Origin of the sequence: Vibrio sp. OPT18 (genome assembly GCF_015163615.1) — a bacterium.
GTDB lineage: Bacteria > Pseudomonadota > Gammaproteobacteria > Enterobacterales > Vibrionaceae > Vibrio > Vibrio coralliirubri.
Window position 1 is genome coordinate 1 of sequence record NZ_JADDYK010000081.1, and the last position, 17,128, is coordinate 17,128.

Annotated in this window: 11 protein-coding genes; 8 read left to right on the forward strand and 3 right to left on the reverse strand. The window is 46.2% G+C overall.

Annotated elements, in window-relative coordinates; all coding sequences use genetic code 11:
* Positions 1-422: 422 nt before the first annotated feature.
* Positions 423-974, reverse strand: a complete 552-nt coding sequence (locus IQQ51_RS20880) for an SH3 domain-containing protein (RefSeq protein WP_122080792.1) — start codon at positions 972-974, stop codon at positions 423-425.
* Positions 975-1,336: 362 nt separating this feature from the next.
* Entirely contained in the window at positions 1,337-3,919 is a 2,583-nt protein-coding gene (locus IQQ51_RS20885; RefSeq protein WP_193842020.1) for a molybdopterin oxidoreductase family protein, read from the reverse strand.
* A gap of 472 nt (positions 3,920-4,391) precedes the next feature.
* On the opposite strand from IQQ51_RS20885, the gene nirB reads away from it, so the two are divergent.
* The 4 genes from nirB (at position 4,392) to IQQ51_RS20905 (ending at position 10,964) form a co-directional block, all read left to right on the forward strand.
* Positions 4,392-6,974, forward strand: a complete 2,583-nt coding sequence (gene nirB / locus IQQ51_RS20890; protein WP_193842021.1) for a nitrite reductase large subunit NirB — start codon at positions 4,392-4,394, stop codon at positions 6,972-6,974.
* A gap of 85 nt (positions 6,975-7,059) precedes the next feature.
* The gene (nirD, locus tag IQQ51_RS20895; RefSeq protein ID WP_017064759.1) at positions 7,060-7,404 is read left to right on the forward strand and encodes a nitrite reductase small subunit NirD; all 345 of its coding nucleotides are present in this window, start codon (positions 7,060-7,062) and stop codon (positions 7,402-7,404) included.
* A 143-nt stretch (positions 7,405-7,547) separates the two neighbouring features.
* A complete protein-coding gene (locus tag IQQ51_RS20900; protein WP_193842022.1) occupies positions 7,548-9,017 on the forward strand; it encodes a NarK family nitrate/nitrite MFS transporter in 1,470 nt (489 codons plus the stop codon).
* Positions 9,018-9,173: 156 nt separating this feature from the next.
* Positions 9,174-10,964, forward strand: a complete 1,791-nt coding sequence (locus IQQ51_RS20905; protein WP_193842023.1) for a bifunctional protein-serine/threonine kinase/phosphatase — start codon at positions 9,174-9,176, stop codon at positions 10,962-10,964.
* Between the two features lie 73 nt (positions 10,965-11,037).
* Here the strand turns inward: IQQ51_RS20905 and cra are convergent, their stop codons facing one another.
* Positions 11,038-12,042 (reverse strand): catabolite repressor/activator, encoded by a 1,005-nt coding sequence (cra, locus tag IQQ51_RS20910; RefSeq protein ID WP_193842024.1) that lies wholly within the window; start codon positions 12,040-12,042, stop codon positions 11,038-11,040.
* A 385-nt stretch (positions 12,043-12,427) separates the two neighbouring features.
* On the opposite strand from cra, the gene fruB reads away from it, so the two are divergent.
* The 4 genes from fruB to IQQ51_RS20930 all read left to right on the forward strand — a co-directional run bounded on the left by fruB (position 12,428) and on the right by IQQ51_RS20930 (position 17,128).
* Positions 12,428-13,561: a fused PTS fructose transporter subunit IIA/HPr protein gene (gene fruB, locus IQQ51_RS20915; RefSeq protein ID WP_193842025.1), complete on the forward strand. Its 1,134-nt coding sequence runs from the start codon at positions 12,428-12,430 to the stop codon at positions 13,559-13,561.
* A gap of 9 nt (positions 13,562-13,570) precedes the next feature.
* Complete coding sequence (pfkB, locus tag IQQ51_RS20920) at positions 13,571-14,548, forward strand: 1-phosphofructokinase (protein ID WP_193842026.1); 978 nt, start codon at positions 13,571-13,573, stop codon at positions 14,546-14,548.
* A gap of 15 nt (positions 14,549-14,563) precedes the next feature.
* Positions 14,564-16,306 (forward strand): PTS fructose transporter subunit IIBC, encoded by a 1,743-nt coding sequence (gene fruA, locus IQQ51_RS20925; RefSeq protein WP_086967790.1) that lies wholly within the window; start codon positions 14,564-14,566, stop codon positions 16,304-16,306.
* Between the two features lie 201 nt (positions 16,307-16,507).
* Positions 16,508-17,128, forward strand: a complete 621-nt coding sequence (locus IQQ51_RS20930) for a hypothetical protein (RefSeq protein WP_193842027.1) — start codon at positions 16,508-16,510, stop codon at positions 17,126-17,128.

A 17,128-nucleotide genomic window follows, 5' to 3' on the forward strand; every position in this document is an offset into this window, starting at 1 on the left:
TTTTTCGCTTTACCCATGTCACCACCGTTCTAACTATCACAAAGGTTCAGATCACGGGACTTGGAAAAGGTTCAACTGATTTAGGCAACAACGCCGTTGCATTGGTTAAATGCTGCGCAGAATATTGATCTCGATCTCCGCGAGAAATTAATTCATTGCGAACCTTCCTCATATGATCTCTACTTGCCAGAGTACTGCCTTCCCGTTCACTACAAAGTGAGCTTATTGCCGCTCCAATCACAGCAGCTCTCGCTATGTTTTTTTCTTTTTGTTGATACATGAATCACCATATAGTTATAACGCCGCGTTAAGTAGTGAGCAACGCCACCACTGAACTTAACCTTGTCACCGTAAACACCAAAACTCAACCAAACCGAAAATGCCGAGCGTTGCGAATCTGTCTTTAACGCTTTGTTAGGCAATTACTGAAACAGCTTATGACTACTTATATCTAAATAAATACGGTTAGATATATGCGCTTCACCACAGTAGGTAAAATACACTTTCTTAGGCTTATAATTTGTTGAACGCACCCAGCCACCAAACTCTTCAAAGTCAGCCAAACTACACCGTCCCATGTTTATTAAAACTTGAGATTTATCTATAAAGATTGATTTGTAGGTTGAGTAATCATCAGAATACAAAAGAGCCCTCTCGAGGCGAGTTGTACCCTTACCTTTTTGAGTTTTTAGAGCTGGCTTATTATCATTTAAGTACTTAGATGAAACCCACCGCGCTACATTTCCAGATACACCTTCTATATTGCCGTCATAATATTTAGAAATTCTAGCCCAGCCAGACCGAAACTCGAAAACCTCTACTTTCTGTCCATGATATAGGACGTTAGTAATTTTACCTTTACTGTTAGGCTCTAGTCGTACGTTTAACTCACTAGCGACGACATACATTGATTTGTCAGAAGCAAGTACAATCATAGGAACGAATAGTACAAGTAGTGATAGTAAATATTTCATGCAATAAGACTCCTATCCAACACTATGTAAAATAGTATAGGACAATTGCCTAACAGCTATATTAGACAGAATAATTCTGCATTTTTTCCCTGAAACAATTCTGCCTAGTTTCCAGACACACTACACTTAGTCTAATAACTCATTTAATAACATCATCTTACCTACTTATCTTCACATCAAACATGACGGAAAGCAGAAATTTTCCATATAGTTTCGGCAAAATGCAGAAAACTCCCCAATATGTGAGTGAGCCGTAATTCAATCTATGAGTTGTCATAACTTAAGAGTCGTATTCTCAAACAAAAACGCCGACATGATTGTCGGCGTTTACGCTATAGGTATGGATAAGGGAAAGATAGTTACTACTTCGCCATGGTACTCAAAAACTCGGCTTCGAACTCTTCATCGGCTTCTCGAGTTAGGCATTCCACCAGCCAATCGATGCTTTGATGGTCTAGCTTACTGTTCACCACAAAGGCTTGCTTTACACCAGACTTACCCAGCTTGGCAGAGCCGTAGTTCTTGAATGATTTATTGCCGTGGTAATGGAGTGATTTGATCGCCTCCGCGTTAGGTTCTGGTAATGCATCGAGTGTGTTGGCTAGCTGAATCACTAGCTCCATAGGGTTCTTAGATGATGAGATGCGATACAGAAAACCGCCCTCCACTCTTTGGCGAACCCAGTAATCAAAGCCGCTGCAATCCATCACCTTGTCGCTGACCAGTGCGGCTTCGCTACGATAGCCACACGGTTCAACCACCACTGGGGTGTGTTTGAACTCTGGCTGACCAGATGCCGCATCGGTATGAGGCAAGATCAAGTCACATGGTTTGCTGTCTTTGGCGGTCGGTGCGTTCCAGTGAATCGGCATGAAGACTTGTTCACGGCGCATCTCTTTGGTCACCACTAATCGTGCTTGGCATTCCCCTTGTGCGCTGCGCACTTTCACCACTGGATTAATAGTGGCGTGGTTGAAGGCATCTAGCCCAAATTCATCCAAGTTCAGTTCTGAAACGGTATCTGGGTGCATGGCAACAAAGGGTTCTGGGGTGTGTTCGCCTAAGCCTGCCGCCAAGCCTGTGCGGCTCATGGTGTGCCATTGATCTCGGATTCGACCTGTGTTCATGATAAGCGGGAATTCAAGGCTGGTATCGGCAATCGGTTTGTCGTGTTCGACTGCAATAAACTGCGCTTTGCCAGATTCAGTAAAGAACTCGCCATCGGTGAACATGCGCTGCTCAATGATCTCAGGTTGATACTCAAGCACTGGCCATTGCTGTGGAGTGAGTTCGCCATAGCCCTTTTCATCCAGTTGCGTGAGTCCAATTAAGCACAAGTCACGCGCTTTACCTGTTTCATTGCCGAGCGCTGTCATCTCGCAATACTCTTTGAAGATCTCACCTTCGTGGCGGAACTCGAATTGCTCTTTGAATCCCATTTTTTGTGCGACTTCTTTTAATATCCACCAATCGGGTTTGGCTTCCCCAGGGCTTGGTAAAACACGGCGCTGGCGTGAGATTCGGCGCTCAGAGTTGGTCACAGTGCCCGACTTTTCGCTCCACCCTTGTGCGGGCAGCACTACATCAGCCAAGCGAGTGGTTTCCGTATCGGCAATACAATCAGACACCACCACAAACGGGCACTTCTCTAATGCGGTTTTGATTTTTTCGCTGTCAGGCAGGCTCACGACTGGGTTGGTTGCCATGATCCACACCGCTTTGATTTTGCCTTCATTCATGGCATCGAACAGGTCAATTGCTTTTAAACCCGCATGTGTGGCTAAGCTGTCGGTTTGCCAGAACTCACTCACCGTTTGGTGTGATCGCGGATCACCAAATTCAAAGTGCGCCGCTAAGGTATTGGCTAGCCCGCCCACTTCTCGCCCACCCATTGCGTTTGGCTGGCCTGTTACAGAGAATGGCCCCATGCCCGGTTTACCGATTTTTCCGGTGGCTAAATGGCAGTTAATAATGGCATTCACCTTGTCACACCCTTGTGTGGATTGGTTTACGCCTTGTGAATAGATGGTGAGCACTTTCTCATTAGAAGCAAACAACTTGTAGAACTGTTCGAGTTGCTGCTCGGTAAGCCCTGTTAGATCGGGGACGCTTTTATCGCCCCAGCCAGACTCGGTGTAACGGTAATGAGTTGCGGATCGAATGGCTTCAGTAAAACCTTGGGTATGGTTTTCTACGTAGTCTGCATCTAGCTTATCGTTATCGTCGAGGTAACCCAACAAACCGTTAAACAGCGCCACGTCTGAGCCGGATTCCAGCGCCAAGTGCATGTCGGCAATTTCACAGGTATCGGTATAACGCGGGTCAATGACTATCACTTTTAATGCAGGGTTGGCTTGTTTGGCGGCTCTTAACCTTTGGAATAGCACAGGGTGACACCAAGCGAGGTTTGAGCCAGTAATCACGACTAGATCGGCTTGCTCGAGGTCTTCATAACAGACAGGTACGGTGTCTGCGCCAAATGCTCGCTTATGCCCGACCACAGTTGAAGCCATGCAAAGGCGAGAGTTACTGTCGATGTTGCCACTACCGATGAAGCCTTTCATCAATTTATTGGCAACGTAATAGTCTTCGGTAAGCAGCTGACCAGACACATAGAACGCAACCGAATCGGCCCCGAATTCTTCGATCGTTTGATTGAATTTGTCTGCGATCAACTGAGTAGCACTGTTCCAATCCAGCTCTTGTTTTTGCTCATTCTGAATATGAGCAGGCTGTGTTAGGCGTCCTAAAGGCGTGACAGTATCACCAAGCGCTATCCCTTTAGTACATAACTTTCCATAGTTTGATGGATGATCTTTATCACCACGTACTTCTAGCTTTCCTAACGATGTCGGTCTCGCTTCTATTCCACACCCTACACCACAATAAGCACAGGTTGATTTTATCCAGCCGCTGTTTGAATCGGTCATCCGTTTCTCGCTCAATTATCCATAATTGTAATAACTGAAACCAAGCAAATAACGCGCCACTTAATAGCAGCCGATGAATTGCAAATATTTTCAATTAAAAACAATAACTTAATAAAATAACAAATATCAACAACGAACCAATTAGAACTTAACCAAGATAGAAACTTAATTTTTGCACCATCTTGCGGAAAGTTGCACCACAAACGCTCATTTATATAAATCTAACAAAAAATTTACATACCACTTTAGGGGTAATTGCGTGCCACCTCTATTTTTTAAACCACTGAAAATTATAAGTTAATTTTTATTTAAATGAACGAAACGTAATCTGGCATCCTCCTTGCTCTACTAAAAACCAAGACTTAGAAAAAACATTTTTGTTTTTCTTGATGATTATGAATTGAGTGGAATCTCAACCCGGTATTCATCTGCTAACGACTAGAAATTAGATGCTAGTGATGGTGACGCCGAGAATAAGGAATGGATTATGAGCAAGAAGAAAATCGTCGTTGTTGGTAACGGCATGGTTGGACACAAATTTATCGACAACATCCTGCAATCAGAGAGTGATGAGTTTGATGTGATTACTTTTAGTGAAGAGCCAAGGCTGGCCTACGACCGTGTTCAGCTGACGGCTTACTTTAATGGTAAAAGCGCTGATGACCTGTCATTGACCAGTGAAGAGTATTACCAAAGTAACGGCGTGAACTACTTGTTGAACCAGAAGGTTGCCAAGCTAGACACCGCCAATCAACAAGTCATCACTGAAAGTGGCCATGTTGAAAGTTACGACAAGCTAATCTTGGCGACGGGCTCTTTCCCTTTTGTTCCCCCTATTCCCGGTAACGACCAAGAACACTGTCACGTTTATCGCACCATCGAAGACTTAGACGCCATCGAACTTTCAAGCAAAGGCAGCAAATCTGGCGTGGTGATTGGTGGTGGTCTGCTTGGCTTAGAGGCCGCAAACGCAGTCAAAAACCTTGGTTTGGAAACCCATGTAGTTGAATTCGCACCTCGCCTAATGGCCGTTCAGTTAGATGACGGTGGCGGTGCCCTACTGCGCAGAAAGATTGAAGACCTTGGTGTGCAAGTTCATACAGAGAAAGCGACCTCTGAAATAGTCGACGGAGAAAACGCTCGCTACCGCATGAACTTCGCAGACGGCACCCACTTAGAAACCGATATGATCGTATTCTCTGCCGGTATTCGCCCTCAAGATGAGCTGGCAAGAAGCTCTGATGTCGAGATTGGCGAACGCGGCGGTATTGTGATCAACAATCACTGCCAAACTAATATCGAGAACGTCTACGCGATTGGTGAATGTGCCCTTTGGGATAACAAGATCTTCGGCTTAGTCGCTCCCGGTTATTCGATGGCAAAAATCGCGGCTTCGCATATTGTCTCTGACGGTACTGACGACGCTGCATTTACGGGCGCAGACATGAGCACCAAGCTCAAACTGCTTGGCGTCGATGTTGCCAGTATTGGTGAAGTACACGGCAAGACGGAAGGCGCTCAATCATATACCTATAACGATGAAATCGAACAAGTTTATAAGCGTTTGATTGTTTCTGCTGATGGTAAAAAGATCGTCGGTGCCGTATTGGTCGGTGATGCAGAAGCCTACGGTTCGCTGCTGCAAATCAAGCAAAATGATATGCCCCTTCCTGAAAACCCATCGGTATTGATTTTACCTAACGTGGCCGATGATTCTGGCTCGGCAATGGGTGTTGAAGCTCTGCCAGACAGCGCAGTGATCTGTTCATGTTTTGATGTAACCAAAGGCGACATTAAAGAGGCGGTTTCTGCTGGCTGCACCACGATGGCTGCACTGAAAGAAACCACTAATGCTTCAACAGGTTGTGGCGGTTGTTCTGCCCTTGCTAAACAGGTTCTCGATAGCGAGCTAAGTAACCTAGGTGTAGAAGTCTCTAACGATATCTGTGAGCACTTTGCTTATTCTCGCCAAGAGCTTACCGACATCATCCGTGTCAACAAAATCAAGACCTTCGACGAGCTGTTAGATTCTCACGGCAACGGATTAGGCTGTACTGTGTGTAAACCGGCTGTCGGTTCGATTCTGGCTTCGTACTGGAACGATTACATCCTTGAAGATCAACACATCGAGCTGCAAGACACCAATGACATCTACCTTGGCAACATGCAAAAAGACGGCACTTACTCGGTGGTTCCGCGTATCGCTGGCGGTGAAATTACACCCGATAAATTGATCGTGCTTGGTGAAGTCGCTAAAGAGTTCGACCTCTACACCAAAATCACGGGCGGTCAGCGTGTCGACTTGTTTGGCGCACAACTTAACGAACTGCCAATCATCTGGAAAAAGCTGATTGATGCAGGTTTTGAAACGGGCCACGCCTACGGTAAATCGGTTCGTACCGTGAAATCGTGTGTCGGTAGCACTTGGTGTCGATACGGTGTCGACGACAGTGTTGGTTTAGCGATTCGACTTGAGAACCGCTACAAAGGCCTGCGTTCACCACACAAGATCAAGTTTGCGGTTTCAGGCTGTACTCGTGAATGTGCAGAAGCCCAATCGAAAGACATTGGTGTTATCGCCACCGACAAAGGTTGGAACCTTTACATCTGTGGTAACGGCGGTATGCGCCCTCGCCATGCCGACCTATTCGCCACTGATTTAGACGAAACCACACTCCTTAAATACATCGACCGCGTTTTGATGTTCTACACACGTACTGCAGACCGCTTACAGCGTACATCGGTATGGATGGAGAACCTCGAAGGCGGCATTGAATACCTCAAGCAAGTCGTGATTGGAGACAAGCTCAACGTAGCTGAAGAACTCGAAGCGGACATCGCACTCAACATCGAGAAGTACCAGTGTGAATGGAAAACCACCATTGAAAACCCTGAGAAGATGAAGCGCTTCCAGCACTACATCAACAGTGAAGAAATGGACACTAGCCTCTCTTTCATCAAAGAGCGAGAGCAACGTTTTCCTAAGCCGAGCTTGAGTGATGCTTCGAATTCAAAACGCGATGAAAAGCTCGCTAAAGCAGACCAAATCGAAGTGACTGAGGTTTCATAAATTTCATCAGGTTCATCAGGTTCATCAGGTTCATCAGGTTCATCAATAAAAAAATAGAAACTCAATTTTAGACTAGGAGAAAGTCATGGAAAATTGGACAACCGTATGCAGCACAAGCGACCTAACCCCAAACGGGGGAATTTGCGCCAAAGTAGACGATAACCAAGTGGCTATTTTTTACTGCAAGCGCAGCGACACGCTTTATGGGCTCTCTAATTACGACCCTATCGGCAAGGCGAATGTGATGTCACGTGGTATAATTGGTTCATTAAGCGGAGAACCTTATGTGGCCTCACCCTTATACAAGCAGCATTACCACTTAGAAACTGGCGAATGTCTTGAACAGCCTGAGCTCAAGCTCGTGAAATTTGAAGTTCGCAAGCAAGGAGAACAAGTTCAAGTTCTCACACCTCTTGCTATCGCCAGTTAACTAAACCGCCGACACCATGATGCAAACGCTTATTGGCGTGCGCAATTTCGGCACAGGGTTTATGCACATTAAAAGCGTTCGAAGTTCGGAAGTAACGCAGATGCACAAACCGGGTAATTTTCCAGATTTAAAGGATTTAAACCATGGATAACACTAAATTTTCGCTGCTTTCATTTACGGGTAAGATGAAGGTCTTACACCTAAGCTGGATGGCCTTTTTCATTACCTTTGTTGTGTGGTTCAACTTTGCCCCACTACTGCAAATGGTAAAAGCCACACTTGGTCTTTCTACTGAAGAGATCAAAACCCTCCTGATTCTCAACGTTGCATTGACCATTCCGGCCCGTGTCGCAATAGGTATGCTAACCGATAGATATGGCCCGAGGTTGGTCTACTCTTCGCTACTCGCGGTCTGTTCTATCCCTTGTTTCATGTTTGCTCTGGCAGACTCTTTCATTCAAGCAGCAATCGCTCGTTTCCTACTGGGCTTCATTGGTGCAGGTTTCGTTGTCGGTATTCGTCTTGTGTCTGAATGGTTCCCACACAATGAGCTGGGTACTGCAGAAGGTATTTACGGCGGTTGGGGTAACTTCGGTTCAGCAGCAGCAGCGTTCACACTTCCAACTCTCGCTCTAGCGTTTGGTGGTGAAGACGGCTGGCGTTATGCGGTTGGTATTACTGGAGTAATGAGCTTAGCGTTCTCGTTTATCTTCTACAAAAACGTGTCAGATACACCAAAAGGTTCGACTTACTTCAAACCGGCTCAAGTAACAGCAATGGAAGTGACATCAAAGGGTGACTTTTTCTTCCTACTTATTATGAAGATCCCTATGTATGCCGCTTTAGCGCTACTGACTTGGAAGCTATCACCAACCAACATCAACATGTTGTCTGACATGGCGGTTTACTCTGTGTATGCCGGTTTGGCTGCGCTTTACGTGTACGAAGTGTCGCAAGTTTGGAAAGTAAACAAGAACGTATTTAAAGAAGAAGTACCAGAGATTCACCAGTACAAATTCAAGCAAGTTGCGGTACTGAACGTATTGTACTTCGCGACATTTGGTTCTGAACTGGCTGTGGTTTCTATGCTGCCACTGTTCTTCTCTGAAACCTTTGAATTAACACCGGTTCTTGCAGGTATGGTTGCATCGGCTTATGCCTTTATGAACCTAATGTCTCGCCCAGGTGGTGGTTGGATTTCAGATAAATTCGGTCGTAAACCAACACTGCTTATTCTAACGATTGGTCTTGCTGTGGGTTACTTCGCAATGGGCCAGGTCGACAGCACATGGCCTGTATGGCTAGCGGTTGTTGCGGCGATGGCGTGTTCTTTCTTCGTGCAAGCGGGTGAAGGTGCAGTATTCGCAACGGTTCCTCTAATCAAGCGCCGTATGACAGGTCAAATTGCAGGTATGACGGGTGCTTACGGTAACGTCGGTGCGGTAGTTTACCTGACTGTGTTGTCATTCGTGAGCTACCAAACGTTCTTCTTAGTGATTGCTGCAACAGCGGTACTTGGCTTTGTGACTCTCCTGTTCATGGAAGAGCCTAACGGTCAAATCGCCGAAGTAAACGACGATGGCAGTGTCACGCTGATTAATGTTTCAAACTAGGAAGCATTGATATTATTGAATCGGGAGAAGCACCTTAGCGGATACATCAATGCAAGGTGCTTCGTTCAAAGGCTCTAAGTTCACTAGGGCTTTTGTTCTTCCTAGGATGTTCTGTCAAGGAAGCGGGAAGAAGAGCAGTTAAGAAGAAGACCAGTTATGACAATTTCATTCAGCCAAGGGCAAGTCATCGCGCCAGAATCCAACAACCAGTTAACGCTTAAGTTTGGTGGTTATTCGAATCAAGGCGTGCGTGATGAAAACCAAGATGCCATCATTGTAAAACACCCTAAAACTCGCGCAGAGCAAGAGTTGAAAGGCAGTGTTGCCTGCATAGCAGACGGCGCAAGTTGCAGTGAACACGGCCAGAAAGCCAGTCACACCAGCGTGATGCAGTTTATCGACGACTATTACGCGACTCCCCAAAGCTGGAGCATTCAACGTTCGGCGCAAAAGGTCTTAACGTCCCTCAATTCTTGGCTCTTCAACACGTCTGTTTCTAATATCCATCCCGCACAACAAGTGAACCACAACGCCCTTGTTTCGACGTTCAGCAGCGTGATACTCAAATCAAACACCGCGCATATATTCCACGTTGGCGACAGCCGTATCTACTTATTAAGAGATGGAGAATTACGCCAGCTAACACGCGATCACACCCGTAAAAATGTGGGGCAGAAGCATTATCTAACACGCGCCTTAGGCATGGACAACCAACTCAACGTTGACTATCAAACCCTGCCTATCAAGAAAAACGACTGCTTTATCCTGACATCGGATGGCGTGCACGAGTTTGTCTCTCCCAACACCTTCAAGGAACACATCGACAAACCCGGAGCGGATTTCGAATACGCTGCACAAACTATCTGTAATACCGCTTTAAGCCACAATAGTTCAGACAACGTGAGCTGCTTGATTGTGCAAGTCAGCCATCTGCCTAAGCCTTCGCTGATTGAGTTCCATGAAAAGCTGGCTAAACGTGCCATCCCACCTGCGTTGAAGCTCGGGCAAAGTATCGACAACTTCATGGTGCTTGAGGTGTTGTATGCAGGCTCTAGAAGCCATGTGTATCGTGTGATGCAGAAAGAGACACAAACCGAGTTCGTGCTGAAAGTCCCTTCCGTTCAATATCACGATAGCCCTTCGCAACTCAGAGCTTTCTTTAATGAACAATGGGCGGGGATCTTGTTAAAAAACAAGAGAGTAATGAAGGTTTACCCGACGCCAGAGAACTCGCAATTCTTATACCAAATCTGCGAATGGGTAGAAGGCATCACCCTAAGACAATGGATGTACGACAACCCAAAACCGTCACTCAATGAAGTGCGCGACATACTAGAAAAGATCACTCAAGGCATTCGAGTATTACAACGTGCAGACATGGTGCACCGAGACTTAAAGCCGGAAAACATCATGATTCAACGTGATGGTGAGGTTAAAATCATCGACCTTGGTGCGGTGTTAGTGAGAGGCCTTGAAGAAGGAGAGCTCACCGACAAAGACGACACACCATTAGGCGCGGTCAATTACATTGCACCCGAGACCATCAAGCACAACACGGCAACCACAAGCTCAGATCTGTTCTCTATCGCTGTGATCGGCTATGAAATGCTAACCGGCGAACTTCCCTACTCTGAAATGACCGCACAATCGCTTAAGCAATCTCGCCACCATCAATGGGAATACCAACCCATCACTCAGAAACGAGCTGACTTACCCAGTTGGGTAGATTTGGTGTTACAAAAAGCCTGCGCGGAATCGCCAAGCGAACGTCATCAAGTGTTAGGGGATTTTGTGGCAGACCTTTACACACCAAACCAAAGCTTGGTGAAAAGCAAAGCCAAGCAACCTTTGATAAACCGAAACCCGATCCAGTTTTGGAAAGTGTTGGCTTTGTTGCTCGGCATTGTTGCCATTGTAGAAATGGGCTTATTGCTGAGTTCTAGTTAATTACAGGTTCGAGTTAAAACCAAGTTCGAGCTAAGTGTCCAAGTCTAACCTAGCTTGTGTAAACTAACTGGAATTAGCCTCGTTTTACTAAGCTTCTTGGCACTAGTTCAATACCAGCTTGGTAACGTTTAGCAGACGCGTTCAAAGCAAGTGCAAAGGCGCTGTCTGCAATCACTTCGAATTGCTGTGGCAGTGAATGGACTTTAAAAGGTAAGAAATCCAATAAACGGTTATCACCAAAGGTTGCCAGCTTTACTTGGTTGATCAGTTCTGGCTTTTCGACCATCACATCCAACACACCTTCTAACAAGGTGTAAGACATAGTGACAATCGCATCGGGCACGGTGCCTTTAGCAATCCAACCCTCAAAAATCTCGCGCCCTGATTCTCTGTCAAAGTGCTCACCATAACCGACAACCATCGGCTTGTTTTCTGTTAGCCGTGTTTGTTGAGTATGTGCTTTATTCGCCGCTTCAAAACCCAACTGACGTTCTCGTGAAATGTTTAGATCAGGTAATGCGCCAATTAAACCAACACTATGAATACTGTCATCGAGAATCGAATGGGTCAGTTCAAATGCAGCTTCGAAATCTTCACTGATCACACAGGCAAAGTGCTCATCATCTAAAGGACGGTCTATCGCGATGACTGGCGTGCCTGAGTTTTGTAGTTTCAAGTAGAACTCATTGGCGTCTGGCATTGAGCTCGCCACCAGCAAGGCATCGATACGACGGCTAACAAGCGCTTCCGCAACTTTACGTTCAGTTTCAGCGTCATCATCTGAGCAACCAATCAAAATCTGATAGCCCACTTTACGTGAGTTCTGCTCTATCAATTTTGCTAAACGCGCGTAACTGCTGTTTTCCAGATCAGGAATAATCAAACCAAATGAACGGCTATTACCAGCGCGCAATGACGAAGCAGCATGGTCTGGTCGGTAGTTATACTCTTCCACCACTGCCATGACTTTCTGCTGTGTCTTTTCACTGATTCTGTATTTCTGCGCCTTGCCATTAATCACATAGCTAGCTGTCGTTTTCGACACACCGGCTAGTTTGGCAATCTCATCTAGTGTCATATGGGTGACCTGTATTTTGTGCGTAGGATCATATAACCAATCTTCTGATCCTTGGATTAGTTGAATTATATGCTGAATCGATTCAGTATAAAAGCTGAAAGGATTCAGCAAAATCTGAAAAGTGACTTCAATCATCCTTTTGAATGGATTGAGCGTCATTTGTCGTGATTCAGCTTCTTGTTGTTAACGAAACTGGAAATACGACACGCAGCAAAACTATTTTGAAAACCAAAATCGGCTTTGCTGAATTTTTTTACACTGAATGCTGAACCGATTCAGCCAATATAAAACAAAGAGTTAAGCAACGAGTTAAGCTCCATAAATCTTGCTCTAGACTGAATCGTAGCGATACACAAATTCTCAAGCGATACGCTAAAGAGGCACCATGCTTAAATTATCAAAATCTGACATCACTCTAGGCCAAACTGCCGAAGACAAATTCAAAGCAATCCAAAACATTGCTGGCGACCTGACAGCTAAAGGTTTAGTTGACTCTGGTTACGTTGAAGGAATGCTGAACCGTGAAAACCAGAACTCTACGTTCCTAGGTAACGGCATCGCGATCCCTCACGGAACGACGGATACTCGTGGCCTAGTAAAAGAGACAGGCGTTGCGGTACACCACTTCCCTGAAGGTATTGATTGGGCAGACGGCAACCGTGTTTACGTTGCGATTGGTATTGCAGCTAAATCTGACGAGCACTTAGGCATTCTTAAGCAGCTAACGAAAGTGCTAGCAGCTGACGGTGTTGAAGAGAAATTAAAGCAAGCGAAATCAGAAGACGAAATCATCGCCCTACTGAACGGCGAAGTTCAGTTAGAAGCAGACCTAGACGCTTCTTTAGTTCAGCTACTGTTCCCTGCAAGCGACATGGTTCAAATGTCTGCAGTTGCAGGCGGCCTACTTAAGAACACAGGTTGCACAGACAACGCATTCGTTGCTGACCTAGTAACAAAAACACCGACTCACCTAGGCCAAGGCCTGTGGTTATTGGGCAGCGATAAAGGTGTAACTCGCACTGGCGTATCTTTCGTTTCAACAGCGAACCATTGTGAATACGAAGGCACACCAGTTAAAGCATTGGTCGCATTCGCCGCTTGTAACAGCGCGCACCAATCTATTCTGGCAAACCTAAGCAAGATGGTTTTCGAAGGTAAACAGCAACAACTGTTAACCGCTGACGCAGCGCAAGTAATTGGTCTTCTGAAAGGTGAAGCGGTTTCTACAGCTTCTCAAGACGATGACAACTGCGCAGTATTCAAAATCAAAAACGCACACGGCCTGCACGCTCGTCCGGGCGCAATGCTAGTCGCTGAAGCGAAGAAGTTTGAATCAACAATCCGCGTGTCAAACCTAGATGGCGACGGAAAAGAAGTGAACGCGAAGAGCTTGATGAAAGTGATCGCTCTTGGCGTTAAACACGGCCACCAGCTTCAGTTTGTTGCTGAAGGTGATGACGCAGCACAAGCACTTGAATCGATTGGCAAAGCTATCGCTTCAGGCCTTGGCGAAGGTTAAGGAGTCGATATGTCTGATAAACAAATCAAAGCCGTTACTGTAACGCTTAACCCTGCTCTAGACCTGACAGGCGCTATCGACGCACTTAACGTTGGTTCAGTGAGCCTAGTAAACAAAGGCTCTTTGCACGCAGCGGGCAAAGGCGTAAACGTAGCAAAAGTACTTTCAGAGCTTGGCGCGAAAGTGACCGTAACAGGTTTCCTTGGTCGCAATAACGAAGAAGCGTTCTGCCAACTGTTCGAACAAATGGGCGCAACTGACCGCTTTATCCGTGTTGATGGCGCAACTCGTATCAACGTAAAACTGGTTGAGAACTCAAGCCAAGTAAGCGACATCAACTTCCCAGGTGTTCCTGTTGATGCTGACGCGATTAAAGCGTTCGAAGAAACCCTATTAGAACTTGCTGAAACACACGATTACTTCGTCATTGCAGGCAGCTTGCCACAAGGCGTATCGCCAGAGCTTTGCGCTTCTTGGGTGCAACGCTTACACGATTTAGGTAAGAAGGTGCTATTTGATAGCAGCCGTGACGCACTTAAAGCCGGTATCAATGCACAACCATGGTTGATCAAACCAAACGATGAAGAGCTGTCTCAGCTGTTCAATGCAGAGCTGACAACTCGTGACCAATGCCAACACGCGGGCCAAGCCCTAAGTGAAAAAGGCATTGAAAACATCGTGGTGTCACTTGGCGCAGAAGGCGTGATGTGGCTAAACCAAGGTGAATGGTTACATGCTCAACCACCGCGCATGCAAGTAGTCAGCACGGTAGGTGCAGGTGACACATTGGTTGCTGGCCTATGTTGGGGTCACATGCAACAGATGCCAAAACCAGAACTTATTAAATTCGCAACCGCCCTATCTGCTCTAGCAGTTTCACAGGTAGGCGTGGGCATCACCAGCCAACAAGAGCTGGATTCAGTACTACAAAATATCCAATTACAGTCGCTTAGTGCTCCAACTAGCCAGTTAGGCACAAGCAAATAGGACAAAAGGTTTATTATGAATATTACCATTATCACAGCTTGCCCTAGTGGCGTAGCAAACAGCATCATCGCAGCAGGCTTGTTAGAGCAAGCGACAAAAGCACTGGGTTGGAACGCCGCTATTGAATGTCAATCAAGCGTGTTACCTGACTCAACCGTATCGCAAGACGCTATCGACAGCAGCGATGTTGTGGTTATCGCAGCCAACACCAACGTTGATAAAGCGCGCTTTGTCGGCAAGAAAGTGTACCAAGCGGCTATCTCTGAATGCACTGCAGATGCAAAAGCGTTTCTAGAGAAAGCGGTAGCAGAAGCAACGGTATTAGACGCTTCTCAAGCTGAAAGCACTGTTGAAGTGACCGGTACGTCACCTGCTACAGGTAGCAAAAAAATCGTAGCGATTACCGCTTGCCCAACTGGTGTTGCACACACCTTTATGGCAGCTGAAGCGCTTGAAGCAGAAGGCAAACGCCTAGGTCACCAAATCAAAGTGGAAACTCGCGGCTCTGTAGGTGCGAAAAACCAACTGACAGACCAAGAAATCGCAGACGCTGATCTGGTTATCATCGCAGCAGATATCGACGTTCCACTGGATCGTTTTAACGGCAAAGCGCTATACAAAACAACAACAAGCCCTGCTTTAAAGAAAACAAAGCAAGAGATGGAAAAAGCATTCGCCGAAGCTAAACCATACCAACACACAGCTTCTTCAAATTCAGCACCTGCTGACGAGAAGAAAGGCGTGTACAAGCACCTAATGACAGGTGTTTCTCACATGCTTCCTGTGGTTGTTGCGGGTGGTTTGATCATCGCACTCTCTTTCGTATTCGGTATCGAAGCGTTTAAAGAAGAAGGCACACTGGCAGCAGCACTGATGACTATCGGTGGTGGTTCTGCATTCGCACTGATGATTCCTGTTCTTGCTGGTTTCATTGCGTTCTCAATTGCTGACCGTCCGGGTCTGGCTCCTGGTCTAATCGGCGGTATGCTGGCTAGCTCAACGGGTGCAGGTTTCCTAGGTGGTATCGCAGCAGGTTTCATTGCCGGTTACGCAGCGAAATTCATTGCCGATAAGGTTCAACTTCCACAATCCATGGAAGCCCTCAAGCCAATCCTGATCATTCCGTTTATCGCGAGTTTGTTCACTGGTCTTGTGATGGTTTACATCGTGGGTGGCCCTGTTTCTGGCGTGATGAGCGCAATGACAACTTTCCTAAACAACATGGGAACGTCTAACGCGATTCTTCTGGGTGTGATTCTAGGCGCAATGATGTGTTTCGACCTTGGTGGTCCAGTAAACAAAGCAGCTTACACATTTGGTGTTGGTCTATTGGCTTCGCAAACTTACGCACCAATGGCGGCTATCATGGCAGCTGGTATGGTTCCAGCTCTAGGTATGGGCCTTGCGACTTTCCTAGTGAAAGACAAGTTTGAAGCGGGCGAGCGTGAAGCGGGTAAAGCATCATTCGTTCTTGGCCTATGTTTCATCTCTGAGGGCGCGATTCCATTCGCAGCGAAAGATCCAATGCGTGTTATCCCAGCTTGTATGGCAGGTGGCGCACTAACTGGCGCTCTATCAATGATGTTTGGTGCTCAGCTAATGGCTCCACACGGCGGCTTATTCGTACTACTAATTCCTGGTGCTATCTCTCCAGTTCTTATGTACCTTGTGGCGATTGCAGCAGGTACAGCAGTAACAGGCTTTGGTTATGCAGCTCTTAAAAAGATGAGCGACTCTAAGGCAACTGCAGAGGCTTAATCCCCCAAGCTCTTTAATTTAGAGCGCTCCTGATGCATTGATAATTTCAATGCAACAAATAAAACAAAGGCTCCTCAATTGAGGAGCCTTTTTTAATGAATCACCAATACTCTCTGACTAAAACAATCCCCCACGGTTACCTTTTGTTTACCTCGACTCCTTTACTGTCGCTGATAAGAAAATGACACACAAGGAATGAGCATGAAATTACTCGCTTCACTACTCACAACAGTCGGTATTACTGGCGCTGTCTGGGGGACACTCCATATTCAGCCTGCGATTGCGGATGCCTCGACTGAGCAACCAATAGCTCAGTCATCAGTAAGCAAGTCGTCAACAAATAAGTCGTCAATAAGTACGCCATCCATAGATAAGTCCGTAGAGGTAAAACAACAGGCGACTGCAAATACAACTTACCTGCAAGGTTTGAGCAAGACTATCCCTTTAGAGGATGTGCCAGAGCTGTGGGTCGATTTCTATCAAAACCTAGAAGCAAATGATGAGGAGATCGGACAGCAGCAGAAAGTCATCGTCGTCTATCAAGAGATCAGCTCTGATTTCAGCGAAGCAACGATCACCATTGGTTTCCCGACCAAGCAATCAACATCAAATAAAAACAAACCCTTAATTAATATTCCGAGCAAAGCCCAAGGCTCGCGTCTGCTACGCAAAGGTGAACATACTGAACAGGAACTCGCACAAGCTTGGGAAGGTATCGCGATATTAAAAGAAGTGGACATAGTCATAGAGCACCACCAACTGAATCAGCATGGGTTGCCAGATTCTAGCGAGTTATACGTCTATTATAAGAATGGTCAGTAA